Origin of the sequence: Halarchaeum grantii (genome assembly GCF_014647455.2) — an archaeon.
Taxonomy (GTDB): domain Archaea; phylum Halobacteriota; class Halobacteria; order Halobacteriales; family Halobacteriaceae; genus Halarchaeum; species Halarchaeum grantii.
Genome location: NZ_BMPF01000001.1, coordinates 609,791 through 626,646 on the forward strand (window position 1 = coordinate 609,791; position 16,856 = coordinate 626,646).

At 71.5% G+C, this 16,856-nt stretch carries 19 protein-coding genes; 3 read left to right on the plus strand and 16 right to left on the minus strand.

Features of this window, described 5'->3' with window-relative positions:
* Window position 1: 1 nt before the first annotated feature.
* The 10 genes from IEY12_RS03185 to IEY12_RS03230 form a co-directional block, all read right to left on the minus strand.
* Window positions 2-1,366: an FAD-dependent oxidoreductase gene (locus IEY12_RS03185; protein ID WP_188878708.1), complete on the minus strand. Its 1,365-nt coding sequence runs from the start codon at window positions 1,364-1,366 to the stop codon at window positions 2-4.
* A gap of 237 nt (window positions 1,367-1,603) precedes the next feature.
* Window positions 1,604-1,798, minus strand: coding sequence for a cold-shock protein (locus tag IEY12_RS03190; RefSeq protein WP_123075564.1), 195 nt, complete (start codon window positions 1,796-1,798; stop codon window positions 1,604-1,606).
* 235 nt (window positions 1,799-2,033) lie between these two features.
* Window positions 2,034-3,080 carry a deoxyhypusine synthase gene (locus IEY12_RS03195; protein ID WP_188878709.1) on the minus strand — a complete coding sequence of 349 codons (1,047 nt, stop codon included), beginning with the start codon at window positions 3,078-3,080 and terminating at the stop codon, window positions 2,034-2,036.
* A gap of 47 nt (window positions 3,081-3,127) precedes the next feature.
* Window positions 3,128-3,892 (minus strand): Nif3-like dinuclear metal center hexameric protein, encoded by a 765-nt coding sequence (locus tag IEY12_RS03200; RefSeq protein WP_188878719.1) that lies wholly within the window; start codon window positions 3,890-3,892, stop codon window positions 3,128-3,130.
* Window positions 3,893-4,072: 180 nt separating this feature from the next.
* Window positions 4,073-4,894 carry an agmatinase gene (gene speB, locus IEY12_RS03205; protein ID WP_188878732.1) on the minus strand — a complete coding sequence of 274 codons (822 nt, stop codon included), beginning with the start codon at window positions 4,892-4,894 and terminating at the stop codon, window positions 4,073-4,075.
* Between the two features lie 4 nt (window positions 4,895-4,898).
* A complete protein-coding gene (locus tag IEY12_RS03210) occupies window positions 4,899-5,279 on the minus strand; it encodes a translation initiation factor IF-5A (protein ID WP_188878734.1) in 381 nt (126 codons plus the stop codon).
* Between the two features lie 147 nt (window positions 5,280-5,426).
* Complete coding sequence (locus IEY12_RS03215) at window positions 5,427-7,076, minus strand: ABC1 kinase family protein (RefSeq protein ID WP_188878736.1); 1,650 nt, start codon at window positions 7,074-7,076, stop codon at window positions 5,427-5,429.
* A gap of 3 nt (window positions 7,077-7,079) precedes the next feature.
* Window positions 7,080-7,427, minus strand: a complete 348-nt coding sequence (locus IEY12_RS03220) for an Hsp20/alpha crystallin family protein (protein ID WP_188878740.1) — start codon at window positions 7,425-7,427, stop codon at window positions 7,080-7,082.
* Between the two features lie 48 nt (window positions 7,428-7,475).
* The gene (locus tag IEY12_RS03225) at window positions 7,476-7,826 is read right to left on the minus strand and encodes a hypothetical protein (RefSeq protein WP_188878742.1); all 351 of its coding nucleotides are present in this window, start codon (window positions 7,824-7,826) and stop codon (window positions 7,476-7,478) included.
* Between the two features lie 6 nt (window positions 7,827-7,832).
* Window positions 7,833-8,606, minus strand: a complete 774-nt coding sequence (locus tag IEY12_RS03230) for a hypothetical protein (RefSeq protein WP_188878744.1) — start codon at window positions 8,604-8,606, stop codon at window positions 7,833-7,835.
* A 156-nt stretch (window positions 8,607-8,762) separates the two neighbouring features.
* On the opposite strand from IEY12_RS03230, the gene IEY12_RS03235 reads away from it, so the two are divergent.
* Genes IEY12_RS03235 through IEY12_RS03245 form a run of 3 tightly spaced genes read left to right on the plus strand, consistent with a single transcriptional unit; the run spans window position 8,763 to window position 11,997 of the window.
* Complete coding sequence (locus IEY12_RS03235; protein ID WP_188878746.1) at window positions 8,763-9,983, plus strand: molybdopterin molybdotransferase MoeA; 1,221 nt, start codon at window positions 8,763-8,765, stop codon at window positions 9,981-9,983.
* Complete coding sequence (locus tag IEY12_RS03240; protein ID WP_188878753.1) at window positions 9,980-10,141, plus strand: hypothetical protein; 162 nt, start codon at window positions 9,980-9,982, stop codon at window positions 10,139-10,141. The genes IEY12_RS03235 and IEY12_RS03240 overlap by 4 nt, the downstream gene beginning before the upstream one ends.
* Window positions 10,138-11,997: a molybdopterin biosynthesis protein gene (locus tag IEY12_RS03245; protein WP_188878755.1), complete on the plus strand. Its 1,860-nt coding sequence runs from the start codon at window positions 10,138-10,140 to the stop codon at window positions 11,995-11,997. Before IEY12_RS03240 ends, IEY12_RS03245 begins: the two co-directional genes overlap by 4 nt.
* Before the next feature lie 64 nt (window positions 11,998-12,061).
* Here the strand turns inward: IEY12_RS03245 and IEY12_RS03250 are convergent, their stop codons facing one another.
* From IEY12_RS03250 to ahbB, 6 genes are all read right to left on the minus strand, one after another.
* Entirely contained in the window at window positions 12,062-12,712 is a 651-nt protein-coding gene (locus IEY12_RS03250; RefSeq protein ID WP_188878758.1) for an HAD family hydrolase, read from the minus strand.
* Between the two features lie 120 nt (window positions 12,713-12,832).
* Window positions 12,833-13,216, minus strand: coding sequence for an LWR-salt protein (lwrS, locus tag IEY12_RS03255; RefSeq protein ID WP_188878761.1), 384 nt, complete (start codon window positions 13,214-13,216; stop codon window positions 12,833-12,835).
* Complete coding sequence (locus IEY12_RS03260) at window positions 13,217-13,492, minus strand: 4a-hydroxytetrahydrobiopterin dehydratase (protein ID WP_188878764.1); 276 nt, start codon at window positions 13,490-13,492, stop codon at window positions 13,217-13,219.
* A 51-nt stretch (window positions 13,493-13,543) separates the two neighbouring features.
* On the minus strand, window positions 13,544-14,866 hold the full coding sequence (hemA, locus tag IEY12_RS03265) for a glutamyl-tRNA reductase (RefSeq protein WP_188878773.1): 1,323 nt from the start codon (window positions 14,864-14,866) through the stop codon (window positions 13,544-13,546).
* Window positions 14,863-15,582, minus strand: a complete 720-nt coding sequence (locus IEY12_RS03270) for a precorrin-2 dehydrogenase/sirohydrochlorin ferrochelatase family protein (RefSeq protein ID WP_188878775.1) — start codon at window positions 15,580-15,582, stop codon at window positions 14,863-14,865. The genes hemA and IEY12_RS03270 overlap by 4 nt, the downstream gene beginning before the upstream one ends.
* On the minus strand, window positions 15,579-16,661 hold the full coding sequence (ahbB, locus tag IEY12_RS03275) for a siroheme decarboxylase subunit beta (protein ID WP_188878777.1): 1,083 nt from the start codon (window positions 16,659-16,661) through the stop codon (window positions 15,579-15,581). Before ahbB ends, IEY12_RS03270 begins: the two co-directional genes overlap by 4 nt.
* Between the last annotated feature and the right edge of the window lie 195 nt (window positions 16,662-16,856).

Below are 16,856 nucleotides of genomic sequence, written 5' to 3' on the forward strand. Positions count from 1 at the left end.
ATTACTCCTCGTCGCCGTCCGCGTCGTCGAGGCGCGGGAACTCGCCGATGGTGTCGGCGCGGAAGGCGTCCTCGTCGAACTCGTAGTCGTCGTCGAAGAAGTCGATGAGGGTGTGCGTGTCGCGCATCGCGTTCTTCAGGCACGTCGAGGCGCCGGGCGAGGGCGTGATGTTGAAGATGATGTCGTCGCCGACGATCTTCGCCTCGCCCATGTCGAGGCTCTTGTTCTTCGTGTCCACGATCTGCGGGCGGACGCCGCCGTAGCCCTTCGCGCGCTCGATGTCCTCGAGCTCCATCGTCGGGACGACCTTCTGGACCTCCGGCAGGAAGGAGCGCCGGCCGACCTCGGGGACGTCGTAGACGAGGTTGCGGAGGACGTAGGGGAGGAGGATGCGGTCGGAGAGGATGTTCGCGTAGCTGAGGAAGGAGGCGACGTTGAGCCCGAAGACGTCGAGGAAGTCGCTGACGGTGTTGAGCCGGCCGCGTTCGAGCGCCGGGACGAGCTTCGCGGTCGGCCCGAAGCGCGTGATAGAGCCGTCGTGGACGTCCGCGTCGCCGTGGACGGCGGCGAACGGGAGCTTCTTCATCTGGAGCGTGTAGACCTTTCCGTTCAGCGGGCCGTCGTCCGCGAGGAAGAAGCTCCCGGCGACGGGGAGGAGGACCTTGTCCTCGCCGTAGCCCATCTCCTTCGCGATCTGGAGGCTGTGCGACCCGGCGGCGACGACGGCGACGTCGCAGTCGAACGGCCCCTCGTCGGTCGTGAGCGTGTAGCCGCGCGTCGTCTCCGTGATGTCGGTGACTTCCGTGCCGGTGTAGACGTCGACGCCCGTCTCCGCTTTCGCCTGCTCGACGAAGGACTGGGCGGTCGCGCCGTAGTCGACGACGTAGCCGTCCGGCGTCTGAAGCGCGAGGAGGTCCTTCTCGGGGTCGCGGCCCTCGACGACCTTCGGTTCGAGTTCGGCGATCTCCTCGCGCTCGATGGGGCGGAGCTTCGGGTAGAGGTCGCCGAAGCCCTCCTCGTGGTAGCGCTCTTCGAGGGAGGCGACTTCCTCGTCACCCACACCCAGAACCATCTTCGAGCGCTTCGAGTGCATCTCGCGCTCCGGGTCGTGGTTCTCGAGGTAGCCGGCGAGGAGCTCGGCGCCCTCCTTCACTTCCTCGGCTTTCTCGAGCGTGTAGTTCGTCTCGATGTCGCCGAAGTGGAGGGTCTGGGAGTTGTTCGTGTGGTGGGAGTTGATCTGCGCGATCTCCGCTTCCTTCTCGACGAGCGCGACCGACTCGACGTCGGTGAACTTCGCGACCGTGTAGAGGAGCGATGCGCCGCTGATGCCGCCGCCGACGATGACTAGGTCGTACTCTCCGGACATGGTTAGAGTGTGGGGAAGGCTATCTCGACCCTCTCGCTCCACCCGCTTAACTCATGTTTTATCGCGGCGCCAGCGGCCGACGACCGTCGGTGTGTGGGTTCGACGTTTGTGATATTCGGTCGGCGGTCGGCAAAACGAACACCGGCCGGACTCGACGACCGTACACCGGTCGCTCGCGAGTGTGAGAAAAACCGCAGTAACGCTCGTGTCGCCGAACGGCGACAGTAGTACGTCGAATTACGCGCGAACGACGTTCGTCGCGCGCGGGCCCTTGGGGGCGTCTTCGATGTCGAATTCGATATCAGTACCTTCAGTCAGGTCCTCACCGCCGACGTCCTCCATGTGGAAGAAAACGTCCTCCTCAGAGTCCTCAGTCGTGATGAAACCGTAACCGCCCGTGTCGTTGAAGAAGTCAACCTTACCGGATGCCATTGCAAATAGACGAACGCTCCGTACACGGATAAGGACACCGTATTTGTTTCCCCTGGCCCGACCACTGGTTTACGAATGGCCGATTTATCCCGTATCTCGCATTCGGCCGACCACTTCGGTTGCTTCGGCGTCGGAATCCGACGGAACGTCGCGATTCGGGCGGTCGGTCGACCGTATCGACACCGCCCGGTTCTACTGGTGAGTCCGCGGCCCACACCGACGATGGTGGTCCCGCCTACAGGCGCTCGCGCGTCGCCGCGACGACGAGCGGGAGCGTGATTGTGGCATCACCGACGACCGTCGCGTTCTCCGCCGTGGGCTTCAGCTTCCCCCACGAGCGCGCCTCGTCGAGCGTCGCCCCCGAGAGCCCGCCCGTGTGCTCGGGGTCCATCGTCAACTGGACCGCGTAGTCGTACGCCTCGGGGACGACGAGCATCGTCTGGAGGACGTAGTTCTTCGGGACGCCGCCGCCCACGACCATCGCGCCCGCCTTCTCCGCGTCGAACGCGAGGTCCGTGATGTGCGTCATGTCCGCGAGCGCGTCGAGCGTGAAGTCGCTCGTCTGCGAGTACATCCACGCCTGCAGGCCGAGCACGCAGTCCTGAATCGCCGGCACGTACACCGGGACATCGTGCTCGTACGCGGCGGCGGCGATGCCGGCGTCCTCCGCGACGTCGTCTTCCTCGTTCACCTCGAGGTTCGCCTTCCCGAGCGCCTCGGTGAGCTCCTGGATGGAGACGGTGCGCTCGACCTCCGGGAAGACGTTCTCGCGGAGGTGGGCCTCGAAGAGCGCGAAGTGCTCCTGCGGGAGGTAGACGTTGTAGATGCGGTCCACTTCTTCCTCCCGAAGCGTCTCGTCGTACGCCGTCGGATCCATCCCCGCGTGCTCGTCGTCCGCGCTCATCCGGTGGTCGTGCGGGCCCGCGTGGCCGTGGTGGTGCTTCCCGCCCACGGCCTCGATGGCGTCGTGCGTCAGGTTCGCACCCGTCGTCACGAGCGCGTCGATGTGACCGTCCCGGATGAGTTCGACGACCACCTGACGCATCCCCGTCGGGACCATCGCGCCGGCGAGCCCGAAGAAGTTCGTCACGTCGTCGTCGCCGAGCATCTCCGCGTAGACGTCGACGGCGTGCGAGACGTCCGCCGCGCCGATGCCCGCGTGGCCGTACTGCTCGACGAGCTCGCCGACCGTCATCCCCGCATGCACCTCGGCGTGTCCGAGGGGGTCGTGGTCGAACTCCTCGCGCGCCGGCTCCTCGTACTCGTCGTGGTCGTCGCTCATACGCACACGTGGGCCGGCGGGCCGCTTGAAGGGCGCGGATTCGCCCCCTACAGACCGGTCGGCACGTCGAGGTACGTCACGTCGGGCCCCCAGCGCTCCGTGAGGTCCATCAGCGAGCGCACGCCGAACGTCTCCGTCCCGTAGTGCGTCCCGCAGAAGACGTTGATGCCGGCCTCCTTCGCCTCGTGGTAGGTCTTCCCCTTCGGCTCGCCCGTCACGACCGTGTCGACGCCCGCCGCGACGGCCTCGTCGAGGAAGTCCGCGCCCGCGCCCGTCACGACCGCGACGTCGGAGACGGTCTCGGGGCCGAACTCGAGCGCGCGCACGCCCGTCCCGCCGTGGTCGAGCTCGGTCTCGAGGCGCTCGTGGACGGCCGAGCGCGCGAGCGCGCCCGCGTCCCCGCGAAGGCCGATGGTCTCCGCGCCGACGTGCCCGATGCCCTCGGTGTTCGCGAGGCCGAGCACGTCCGCGACGCCCGCCGCGTTCCCCAGCTCGGGGTGGCCGTCGAGCGGGAGGTGCGAGACGTAGAGCGCGACGTCGTTCTCGATGAGCGGCGCGATGCGGCCGTACTGCCGGTCGGTGACCCGCTCGATGCCGCCCCACGAGAGGCCGTGGTGCGTGACGAGGACGTCGGCGTCCGCCTCGGCCGCGCGCTCGGCCGTCTCCGCGACGGCGTCCACCGCGAACGCGACGTGCTCGACGTGCTTCTCGTCGGGGCCGACTTGGAGGCCGTTCGCCGACGCGTCCACGTCCGCGAAGTCCTCGGTGCGGAGTCGCTCGTCGTAGCGCGAGACGAGTTCGGAGAGTCGCATACGGGAACGCGGACCTCCGGCGACAAGAAGGATGCGGGAGTTCACGTGGGAGGCCGCGGCCACCACGGGGCGTGCTCTGACCGAACGCCCGTCGGCGGCCACCGCGAAACCGGTGGCGCGGCCCCGACGGGAAGCGACGCGCCACCCGTCCGCCCTCGTTCCCGGCGCACCCGCTCGCGCTCAGCCGTCGACGGCCGTCGCGTCCGCGTGCGCGAAGACGAACGCGCGGAGGAGCTTCGCCGCGAGCACCGCCGCCTGCCCGTCGTCGCGGTCGTTCACCTCCACGACGTCGAAGCCCGAGGCGTGCGGCGCGACCGCGCGCACGACGTCGCGGAGTTCGCGCGACGTGAGGCCGAACGGCTCCGGCGTGCCCGTCCCCGGAGCGTACGCCGGGTCGGCGGCGTCCACGTCAACCGAGAGGTAGACATCGCGCTCGGCGAACTCGGCCGGCGGCGCCCACGCCGCGACGTCCTCGGGGGCGACGACGGTGACGTCCCCTTCGGCGGCGCGCTCCCACTCCGCCTCGGACCCGGAGCGCGCGCCGAGGATCACCGCCTCGTCGGCGACGTCGAGCGCGTGTCCGGTGACCGTCGAGTGGCTCCACGGGTCGCCGTCGTACGCCTCGCGCAGGTCGAGGTGGGCGTCACAGACGACGAAGACGTCGGGGTCGACGGCGCGCACCGGTGCCACGGAGACGGTGTGCTCGCCGCCGATGGTGAGGGGTATCGCGTCGTCGCGGACGACGTCGCGGCAGACGCTCGCGAGGTAGTCGACGTACTCTGCGGCGTCGTTCCACGCGTGGACGTCGCCGGCGTCGGCGACGCCCGATTCGGAAAACAAACGGTCGGCGGCGCGGTCGTAGTCCTCGAACGTCCCCGCGAACCGACGGACGCGATCCGGCCCGAAGCGCGTCCCCGGCTGGAAGGACGTAGAGACGTCGAGCGGCGCGCCGACGACCACGTAAGACGAAGCAGAGCGGTCCGCCGTCGCGCCGGGGAACATCCGATTACTGGAGGACCTTGCGCTTGCCTTCCCACTCGAGGTACTCGATCTCGTCGTCGGGGTCGACATCGACGTCCTCGGGGATCTCCATCGTCACCGTCTCGAAGGTCTCGAGGTCCATGACCTGCACGACGGTGTCGGACTCCTTGGAGACGATCTGGCCGCCCTTGCGGTTGATTATCGGGACCCAGATCTTCGCGTCGACCGGCTGGCTGAGCGAGCGGCGCTTGCCGTCGAAGACGCCGCGCGCCTCGATGCGGGCCTTCGCGCTGCCGTGCTTGCCGGGCTTTGCCGTCGAGTAGCCGTCGATCTTACACGCGGCGTCCTCGACGATGACGTAGTTCCCTTCCTGGAGGTCCCGAACTTCCTTCTGCTCTTTCGCCATACCCGCGATTCTCGCCTGTCGGGTATAAACCGTTTGGAACGTACCAGTGAGCGGCCGCTGACGGCGATAGGCACGGCGTCGCGGACGCCCCGCGACGGCCCGGCCTCCGCGATGGGCGGGACGACGGAGGACCGTGAGTGGACGGCGTTACCGGCGGTCGCGGCCGGTCGCGGGCGCGTTCGCGCTCGACGGCCCGCGTCGGCGTCGGAAGGAGCGCCAGCAGAGCAGGCCGACGACGAGCGTGCCGCCGGCGGCGACGGCGGCGAGTCGGGTGGCGGCCTCCGCGTAGAGCAGGCCGGTGGAGACGACGCCCGCACCGAAGAGGAGGCCGGTGACGAGACGCCTCGCGAGCGCGTCGACGTAGCCGCCGGAGTCCTCGACGGCGGCGCGAACGTAGAAGTCGTCGCGGTCGACGCGGTCGAGCGCGCGCTCGAGCTTCGGCGCGAGGCGCAGCGAGGCGCGCGCGGACTCCGAGAGCCGGTCGCCGGTCTCCGTGATGAACTCGCGGGCGCCGCGCTCGTAGTAGCCCCGTTCGCCGAGGTAGTCGGTGGCGACGGTGACGAAGTCGAAGTCGGGGTCGAGGGTGAGACAGACGCCCTCGACGACGGTGGCGACGCGGAGGACGAGCGCGAGGTTCGAGGGGAGACGCAGGGGGAACTCGTAGATGGTGTCCTCGACCTTCGAGACGATCTGCTGGACGCGGTACTGGTCGACGGACTCGCCGCGCGCGTCCGCGATGGCGAGCTCCATCACTTCGGCCATGGTCGCGCGGTCGGCCTCCGGGCTCAGCGTCCCCATCGCGACGAGCGTGTCGAGGATGGCCTCGATGTCCTGGTTCGCGACGGCGACGTAGAAGTCGACGATGCGGTCCTGAACGGACTCGTCGACGCGGCCGCTCATCCCGAAGTCGTAGAAGACGATGGTGCCGTCCTCGCGGACGGCGAGGTTCCCCGGGTGGGGGTCGGCGTGGAAGACGCCGTCCTCGATGATCATCTGGAGGTAGGCGCGCTCCAGAGTCTCGGCGACGGCGTGTCTGTCGACGCCGAGTCGGTCCAGCGACTCGACGTCCGAGATCTTCGTCCCCTCGACGTACTCCATGGTGAGGACGCGCTCGCCCGAGCGCGAGTCGTAGACGTCGGGGATCGCGACGCCGTCGTCGTCGGCGAAGTTCGCGCGGATCTCGCCGAGCATCGTGGCCTCCCGCGAGTAATCCATCTCCTCGCGCAGCGTCTTGTCGAACTCCTCGGCGAGGTTCTCGAGGCTGAACGCCCGCGCGTCGTCGACGAAGAAGAGGAGGAGCGGGAGCGCCCACGAGACGACGCGCAGGTCCGCGTTCACGAGCGGTTCGATGCCGGGGCGGCGAACCTTCACGGCGACGCGCTCGCCGTCGAGGCGGGCGGTGTAGACCTGCCCGAGGCTCGCGCCGCTGATCGCCTCCGTGTCGAACTCGTCGAACGCCTCCCCGACCGGCCCAACCTCCGCCTCCAGTACCTCCCGGGCCGCTTCCCACTCCGCCGGCGGTACCTGGTCCTGTAGCTCCGAGAGCTCCTCGACGTACTCGGGCGGGAGGACGTCCGGGCGCGTCGAGAGCAACTGGCCGAGTTTGATGAACGTCGGCCCGAGCGTGAGGAGACTCGACAGGAGGCGCTCGGCGCGGCGCGTGCGGCGTTCGCTGGAGACCGAGCGACGGCCGCCGACGAGGAGGAAGCGCCGCCGGTCGCGGGCGTACGACCAGACGAGCGGGAGGAACTGCCACGCGACGACGGCGAAGCGCCAGTACGCACGCAGTGACGCCACGCGCTACCCCTCGACGGGCACGCGAACGCCGCCGTCGGCCTTCGGGACGGTGACCTCGAGGACGCCGGCGTCGAGCGTCGCGGCGGCGTCCGCGCCGGCGGCGTCCGGCGGGAGCGGCACCTCGAACTCGAGGAAGACGGCGCGCTCCTCACGCCGGTAGTCGAAGCCGTCGGGGACGTCCTTGTCGCGGTAGGCGTCCACGTGGAGGGTCCCCTCGCGGACGTCGACGTCGACGGTGTCGGCGGTGACGCCCGGCAGGTCGAAGACGAGCCGGTAGGCGTCGTCGCTCTCTGCGAGGTCGGCGAAGACGGCGTCGGGGAGTTCGCGGAGCGCGTCGCGGAGCCGAGACATAGGCGGTCGTTCGGGCGCGCGCTCGAAAAAGGCGGTGGTCGCGGCGGCTCAGCGCACGGGCACGCCGAGCGGGTCGACGTGCAGGCCGAGGACGCCGAGCGCGGCGACGGCGAGGGCGGTGACGACCCACGCGAAGCCGCAGACGGCGGCGGCACCCGGCCAACGGAGGGGGTAGCGCCACTTGACGACGGCGACCCACGCGAGGAGCGCCAACGGAGGGCCGAAGACGGGGACCGCACCGGCCAGCGCGGACGCGACCGCACCGCAGAGCGCGGTCACGACCGCGTGGTCGTAGCCGAACGGTCGCGAGAGCGTTCGGGCGGCGAACGCGAGCGCGGCGCCGCCGAGCAGGAGGCCGACGGCGAGCGCGACCGCATCACCGCCGGCAGGGGGTATCATCGGGCGTTAGGCGTCGGCGTTCGCGGCCGCACTCGCCTCGGTGTCAGCGCCGACGAAGCCGTCGATGGCCGCGCCGAGGTTCGCGAGCTCGCTCTGGACGGCCGACGCGACGCCGCCCTGCGCGGACGCGCCCGCAGCGGCGCTCGCGGACGCACTCACGTCGGCATCGGCGGTCGCGGCGGCGTCGCCGCGCGTCTCGGCGTCGTCGGACGCGGTGCCGTCAGCCTGTGCGCTTCCGTTCGCGCGAGCGTCGGCGCTCGCGTCAGCCGTGGCGTTCGCGTCGGCCTGTCCGTTCGCGTCGGCGGAGCCGCCGACGATTCCGCTGACGGCGGCGCCGAGGTCATCGATCTCACCGTTCAGGAACGCGCCGATGGACGAGTGGATCTCGGTCACGTGCTCGGGGACGTTGTCGGGCATGTCCGTCGGCGGGCCGGCCGAGGCGTTCGCGTCGGCCGCCGCGTCGGTGGAGCCGCTCGCGGTCTCGTTCACGTCCGCTTCGGCGCCGTCCTCGGAGGCGCCGGCCTCGACGGCGGCGTCACCGTCGGCATCGCCGTCCGCGGACGCGTTCGCGTCACCGTCCGCGTCGTCGCCGTCGGTGGTGTTCGCGGACGCGGCGGTGTCCGCGGACGCGTTGCCCGAGGCGGTGGCGGCGTCGCCGTCGGTGGTCACGGTGCCGTCGACGCTGACACCGGAGTCTGTGCTGACGTTCATCGCGGACGCGCCGCCCGCGGTCACGAGCAGGGCGGCGAGCGCCACGATACCGAGTTGAGTGAGCTTCATCTGTCTGCCTCCACCCGAGGTCCATGGCCCGATGGGTATTGAACGGGGGAGACCGTTCCCGGCGGTTTGAGGCCCGATTAAGCCCAATTAACTCGGGTTAACGGTTCGACTCGCGGGCGACCGGGCGTTTTTCGGCGGGGCCCACGAAGGAGAGGTATGACCGGAACCCACGACCGCCGGCGCGCGGGGTTCAAGGAGCGCACCCGGGTCGCCGAGGCGCGGGCGCGACTCCTCGACGCCGTCGCGCCACACGACCGCAGCGAGTCGGTCGCGGTGGCGGACGCGGCCGGCCGGACGCTCGCCGCACCCGTCGCGGCCGCGCGAGACGTCCCCGGCTACGAGCGCGCGGCGATGGACGGCTACGCGGTGCGTGCCGCCGACACCTTCGGCGCGAGCGAACGCGACCCCGCCGTGCTCCGCGCGGACGAGTCGATGGCGCCCGAGACGGCGGTCCGCGTCCACACGGGGAGCGAACTCCCGGAGGGCGCGGACGCCGTCGTGATGGTTGAGCGAGTCGAAGCGGTCGGCCCCGACGTCGAAGTGCTCGATTCCGTCGCGGTCGGCGAGAACGTCGGCGCGAAAGATGAGGACGTCGCCGCCGGCCAGCACCTCCACGACGCCGGCCACCGCCTGCGGCCCTCCGACCTCGGCCTCCTGAAGGCGAGCGGCGTCCGCGACGTCACGGTGGCCGACCACCCCGAGGTCGCCGTGATACCCACGGGCGAGGAGCTCGTCCAAGCGGACCCCGGACCCGGCGAGATGGTGGAGACGAACGGCCTCACCGTCTCGCGCCTCGTCGAGGGATGGGGCGGGCGGGCGCGCTATCGGGACGTCGTGACCGACGACGCCGACGCGCTCCGCGCGGCCATCGAGCGCGACCTCGACGCGGACGTCGTCGTCACCACGGGCGGGTCGAGCGTCGGCGAACGCGACCTGACGCCGGACGTCGTCGCGGAGCTCGGCCGCCTCTGCTTCCACGGCGTCGCGCTCAAGCCCGGCCACCCGGTCGCCGCCGGCGTCGTCGATGACACGCCCGTCGTCTGTCTCCCGGGCTACCCCGTGGCGTGCATCGTCAACGCCGTCCAGTTCGTCCGACCCGCCCTCAAAGCGGCGGGCGGGATGCCCGTCCCCGCGTTCCCCGCCGTCGACGCCGAGCTCTCGGGGAAGCTCCGGAGCGAACCCGGCGTCCGGACGTACGCGCGCGTCTCGCTCGACGAACGTGACGGGGGGTACACCGCAGAGCCGGTCCACACGAGCGGGTCGGGCGTGCTGTCGAGCGTCGCGCTCGCGGACGGCTGGGTGGTGGTCCCGGAGTCGGCGGAGGGCATCGCCGCCGGCGAGACGGTCCGCGTCGAGCAGTGGGAGGTCCGGCCATGAGCTTCCCACTCGCTCGTCTCACCGGCGGCGGGTCGGACGTCGACCGACCACGCTGCCGGTCCGACTCGCTCGCGGGACTTCCGGCCGACGACGCGCGCACGGAGACGGCGCTGCGACGGCCGTCGTCCGTCCGGCGACACGCGGAGGTGTCGCCGTGACGGACCGAAAGGAGTTCCGCGACCTCGCATCCCCCGAGGAGGCCCACGAGGCCGTCGCGAGCCTCGACATCGAACCCGCGCCCGAGACGGTGCCCCTGCGGGAGTCGCGCGGGCGCGTCCTCGCGGAGCGCGTCGACGCCGGCATCGACGTCCCGGGCTTCGATCGGGCGTCGATGGACGGCTACGCGCTCCGCGCGCGCGACACCTTCGGCGCCGACGAGGCCGACCCCGTCGTCCTCCCGCAGGTCGGCGTCGTCCACGCGGGCGAGGAACCCGCCGTCGACGTCGGAGCGGGCGAGTGCGTCGAGATCTCGACGGGCGCCGTGATGCCGCCGGGCGCAGACGCCGTCGTCCCCGTCGAGCGCACTCACGACGTCGAGGACGGGGTCGCGTTCGACACGGCGGTCGCGCCCGGCGACAGCGTGATGGCGGCGGGCGCGGACGTCGCCGCCGGCGAACGCGCGCTCGGCCCCGGCACCGAACTCACGCCGCGCGAGATCGGCCTCCTGTCGGCGCTCGGCGTCGACGAGGTGCCGGTGAGGGGGACGCCGACGGTGGGCGTCGTCTCGACGGGCGACGAGCTCGTCCGCCCGGGCGGCGAACTCGACCATCGCGCCGGCCAGATCCACGACGTGAACTCCTACACGGTCGCCGCCGCGGTCGAGGAGGCCGGCGGCGAGGCCGTCCTCTACCCGCACGCCGGCGACGACTACGACGAGATGGAGCGCCAGCTCCGCGAAGCCGCCGCCGAGTGCGACCTCGTCCTCACCTCCGGGTCGACGTCCGCGTCCGCCGTCGACGTCGTCTATCGCGTTATCGAGGAGACCGGCGAGTTGCTCCTGCACGGCGTCGCCATCAAGCCCGGGAAGCCGATGCTCGTCGGGCGCGTCGGCGAGAGCGCGTACGTCGGTCTCCCGGGCTATCCCGTGTCGGCGCTCACCATCTTCCGGACGTTCGTCGCGCCCGCGATCCGCGACGCCGCCGGAAAACCAGAGGGCGAGCGCGCCACCGTCGAGGGGCGGATGGCCGTCCGCGAACGCTACGCGCAGGGCCGCACGCGCCTCATGCCCGCCGGCCTCCTCACGGACGAAGCCGGCGAGACGCTCGTCTACCCCGTCGACAAGGGCAGCGGCGCCACCACGTCGCTCGTCGAGGCCGACGGCGTCGTCGAGGTCGACGCCGACACGGACTACCTCGCTGCGGGCGAGTCGGTGACCGTCGAGCTCTTCTCCCCGGACGTCCGCCCGCCGGCGGTGCTCGCCGTCGGCGAGGACGACCCCGCGTTCGCGCGCGCCCTCGACGGCGTCCGCGGGCCACGGTATCTCGCCGAGGGCACCCGCTCGGGCTATCGCCGCCTCCGCGACGGCCTCCCGGACGTCGTCGTCGCGAGCGGCCCGCTCGAGGCCGACGAGGAGACGGACGCGCTCGCGTCGTGGACGCGCGAGTGGGGCCTCGTCGTTCCTCGGGGGAATCCCGCCGGCATCGAGGGCGTCGCGGACCTCGCCGCGGCGGACGTCTCGTTCGTGAACCGGACGACCGCGAGCGGCCTCCGCGCCACGTTCGACGCCGCCCTCGCCGACGCCGGCGTGGACGCCGAGCGCGTCCACGGCTACGAGCGCACCGTCCGCGCTCACGAGTCGCCCGCGCGGAAGGTGCAGTCGGGCGACGTCGACGCCGGACTCGGCCTCCGCGCGAGCGCCGCCAAGCTCGGCCTCGGCTTCGTCCCCGTCGGCGAGGAGGCTGTGCGCGTCCTCGCGAACCCGGAGCGCACCGAAAAAGACGGCGTGAGAGAACTCGTTCGCGCGCTCGACGGGATCGAAGCCGTGATAGCTGACCTCCCCGGCTACGGCGTCTAGGCCTCTCCGTCGAACGCGACCGTCTCGGCTCGTCCATCGCGCTCGTCGCGGCGCGTCGTCCGCCTCAGTCGTCGGCGGCGTGCGTCACACCGAGGTCGGCGAACGACTCGACGCGGCGGTCGCCGAGCACGCAGACGCCGCGTCGATGGGGGTCGTGGCGCTCGACGTGGATGGAGTCGAGGCCGGCGTTCGCCGCCGCGCCGACGTCGCTCGCGCCGTCGCCCGCGTAGACGCCGCGCGCCGTGGGCGCGACGCCGAGGTCGCCGCGCGCGAGGTCGAGCGGTCGCGCCGAGGGCTTGTAGCCCGTCTCGTCGTCGCACGCCACGACGACGTCGAACCAGTCCCGGACGTCGAGGCGGTCGAGGACGGCGTCGGTCGCGGGCGCCGGACAGTGCGTCACCAACCCGACGGGCGTGTCGAGGTCCGCGACGAACGACGCGTCCTCGTAGAGGTACGTCGCCTCCGCGCGCTCCACGGGGTCGTCGAGCGCGTCGAACACCTCCCAGAACGCCACGGGGTCGTACCCCCACTCGCGGAGGAGGTCGTCCCGGTCGCCGCCGAGGCCGTGCCAGAGCACCTCGGCCTCGTAGTCCGTAAAGGAGACGCCGAGTTCGGCCTCCACGCGGTCGAACACCTCGCGCGTGTACGACCACTCCGTGTCCACGAGCGTCCCGTCGAGGTCGAGCAACCAGTAGTCGTAGCCCGGTTCGGTCATCTACTCGAGGGTACGCCACGGGACAGTAAAGGGGTTACGCGGAGGGCGCTCGGCGCCGCGCGCACGACGTCGGCCGGGGCCGCCGACGCGTGGCTACCCCGTTCGGGCGGGGGCAGCGTCCTACTCGTCCGATGACGCCCGCACCTCCAGCGAACTCCCGAGGTACTTGTTCACGACCTCGTCGACGCTGTCGGCGCGGAACGCCGCCAGTTCCGCCGCGACCGCCTCCCGGAACGCCGTCCGGTAGGCGTCGTCCATCTCGAACGCCCGGTACTCGGCGTCCGCCACCGTGACGTCGAGGGCGTCCTCGGCGAGCTCGCGGAAGTGCGCGTCGTCGGCCAACTCGCCGCGCCAGAGGTGGTTTCGGAAGAACAGCCAGCCGTCCTCGCCGGGCGTCTCGGCCTCCCGGTAGAGCCGCGTCTCGAACTCGGTCGGGTCGACGGTGACGCCGCGCGTCGACGGGTCGAGGCGGACGCGGAGGGCGAAGACGTACCGCGCCTCCATCTACCGGAGCGCGTCGCACTCCGCGGCGAGTTCGAGGTCCTGCTCCGTGACGCCGCCCGCCTCGTGGCTCGTGAAGCGGACTTCGACCGTGTCGTACTCGATGACGATCGTCGGATGGTGGAACGCCTCGTCGGCGAGTTCGCCGACCTCGCTCGCGAACGCGACGCCCGCGAGGTAGTCGTCGAAGCCGTAGGTGCGGACGATTTCGTCGTCTTCGAGTTCCCACGCCGGCGGGAGACGGTCCTCGACCTCCTCGTCGCTCAGTGTCTCTGCCATACGTGTGGGGTCGCCGCCCAGCCCCAAAACCGTACTGTCCGCCTCGGCGCCTCAGTCGTCCTCGGTCTCGGCGGCCGCGAACCGTGCGGGCGGGCGCTCGTCGCCGAGACGGATGGGGTCCGCGTCCTCGATGTCGGGGTCGAAGAGCCGGATCGCCGTCGCGATCGTCTCCCAGTCGTCCTCGGCGGCGGCGTCCCGGAGGCTCTGGGTCGGCGCGGCGAGCATCTGGGAGACGAGCGCGTCCGCGAGCGACTCGACGACCTCGCGCTCGGCGTCGTCCACGCCGCCGTCGCCGTGCGATTCGAGCCGCGAGAGCGCCGTCGCGACCTCGCGGTCCTTCACGCGCTCCGCGCTCTCGTACATCCGCGCGATGACCGCGTCCGCGCGCTTGCGCTTGTACTGCGAGAGGAGGCGGTCGAACTCCTCGTCGATGATGGATTCGACGGCGAGCGCGGCGCTCGAACGGCGCTCTCGCGTCTCGTCCGTGACGTCCTCGAGGTCGTCGAGGTCGCGGACGGACGCCGCCTCGTGCTCGGCGACGGCGGGCGCGACGTCGCGTGGCTGGCCGAGGTCGACGTAGAAGGTCTCCCCGGCGCCGGTGGCCACGTCGGGCGTGACGACGGGGTCGTCGCTCCCCGTGGCCGCGACGACGACGTCGGCCTCGGTGAGCGTCTCCGGGAGCGCGTCGAGGCCGACCGCACGCCCCGGTGCGTCCAGATCCGAGACGATCCACTCGCCGTGCTCGGGCGTCCGGTTCGCGATGACGACTTCGGCGACGCCGGCGGCGTCGAACGCCCTCGCGGCGAGCGACCCCATCTCGCCCGCACCGATGACGGCGGCGGCCGCGTCCGCGACGTCGAGTTCGCGCTCCGCGAGGTTGACGGCGGCGCTCCCGAGGCTGACCACGCCCTCGTTGATGGCCGTCTCGTTGCGCGCGCGCTCGCCGACGCGGATCGCCTTCGTGACCCCCTCCTCGAGGACGGGGCCGATGGCGCCGGCGTCGACCGCGCTCTCGTAGGCCGAGCGGACCTGCCCGAGAATCTGGTCCTCCCCGAGGACGAGCGACTCGACGCCCGCCGCGACGCGCATCAGATGGCGGAGGCTCTCCTCGTGGCCGGTCTCGACGCTCGCGGCGTGCTCGGCGAGGCCGGTGGCGGCGAGCGCGCGCCGCCCCGTCTCGGGGTCGGCGGTGACGACGTACGCCTCGACGCGGTTGCAGGTCTGGAGCGCGTACGCCTCCTCGACGCCCGATTCGGCGCGTAGCGTGTCCAGTAGCGCCGCGACGCTCTCCGCGCGGGCGGCCTCGATGTCGTGGACGGTCGCCTCCGGGTGCGCGACCCGAACCCCCGAGACGACGCTCGTATTCCGATTCACGGTATGTGTTCCTCGTCGACGACGTCCGCGAGAGTTTCGTCCTCGCGTGGCCCGCCGGAGACGGCGTCCCCGGCGACGTCCGCGACCACCCGCCGCACGGCGTCGTCGACCTCTTGGTCGTCCTTGGTGTCTGCGCTACGTAAAGCCTTCCAAACCGGTTCCGAGCGCACGACAGCGCGGACGGCGTCGCGCCGTCGGCGGGGCGGGACGGCCGCGTCCTGCAGCGACTCGCGGAGCGCGGCGGTCAGCTCTGCCATCGCCCCCGCGCCCGTCACGGCGTCCTCGATTCGCTCGCGAAGGTGCTTCGCGAGCGCCGGACTCGACCCGCCCGTCGAGACGGCGACGGTCACCGGGTCGTCGCGCACCGTCGCGGGGACGGCGACGTCGTCGAACGCCCGGTCGCCCGCGTGGTCCGCGCGGTTCACGAGCGCGCCCGCCGAGCGGGCGGCTTCGACGGCCGCGTCGTTCACGTCGGCGTCGTCGGTCGCCGCGACGACGAGCGCCGGGTCGAGGCGCCCCACCCAGTCGTCGAGGGCGTCGGCGTCCGCCGCCGTCCGCACGAGTTCGGCGTCGCCGAAGTCGGCGTCCGCGAACGCGGGGCTGAGGACGATGACGCGGGCTTCGCGGGCGAACCGGCGGGCCTTGCGCGCCCCGACGGGGCCGCCGCCGACGACCAGCACCGCCTCCTCGGAGAAGTCGAGGGCGAGCGGTATCACGCGTGCTGTTCGGTCTCGTCGGCTTGCGCGGTGTTCGCGTCCGCGCGCTCGGCGATTCGGATACCCGTCTTCTTCAGGATGCGCGTCGAGAACAGCGTGTCCCAGTCCTCCGCGCCGACGTCCCAGTGCTCCGCCATCACGTCGCGGACCTGCTCGACGCGCGCCTCGCTCTCGGCCTCGCTGCGGCCGTGCGTCATCGCGAAGAAGTTGTACGGCCAGACGCCGTCGTGTCGCGGGCGCTCGTAGCAGTGCGTCACGAAGTCGAGCGACGCGACGGCGGGCCCGACCTCCGAGACGGCGTCGTCCGGGACGTCCCACACCGTCATGCCGTTCTCCGAGTAGCCGAGCGCGTAGTGGTTCGGGACGACGCCGACGCGTCGGACCTTCCCCTCGACGTTGAACTGTCGGATCGTCTCCACCACCCACTCGGGGTCGGCGCCGATGGCCTCGGCGACGTCCCGATACGGCGTCTCCGAGACCGGGAGACCGCCCTGAATCTCCACGACGAGGTCGCGCTGGGCGGGCGTCAGCGTCGTCGCGTCCGTCGGGCTCGGATTCGGCCCGAGGTGCGAGAGGTCGATGTCGACGCCCTCGAGCGGGCCCTCGACGGGGAACTTCGCCTCGACGCGGAACTCCTGCTGTTTCGGGAGGTCGTAGGTCGGCTGCCCCGTCTCCGCCTCGATCTCGTCGAGCACGTCGGGGGCGCGCTCTCGCTCCGCGACGGACACCACGAACCACATGTTGAGATGCGGGTGCGCGCGCTCGTAGTTGTGCGCGACCTCCCGGTGGGCGTTCACCGTCTCCGCGACCGCCTCGAAGCGCTCTTCGGGCGCGTGCATCGCGACGAGCGTCGCGTGCCCGCCGATCTCCTCGGCGTTGATGAGCGCGCCGAAGCGCGAGAGCGTCCCCGCCTCGACCATGCGACGAACGCGCTCGACGAGCGTCGGCGCATCGACGTCGATGCCCTGTGAGCGGAGCGCGTGGGCGGCCGGTTCGAACGGCCGCTGCACCACCGGAAACCCCCCCTGGAAGGCGTTCACGATGGCGCGGTCCGTGTCGTCGAGGTCCGCGTCGGTCATGGCCCGTAGTGGGGACTCACACAGTATAAGGGTTGAGTTCGGGCGTGCTAGTTTAACACACGGAGAGCGGGGGCTCTCCGGCTGCATCGGTTGGCCGCGCGTCGCGAGACGTGGCTCGCGGGTCGCACGCTCCCCGCTCACTCGTTCGTCCGGGCCGAGCGCCAGCGAGGGCCGGACGGGACCGTGAGCCCTTTA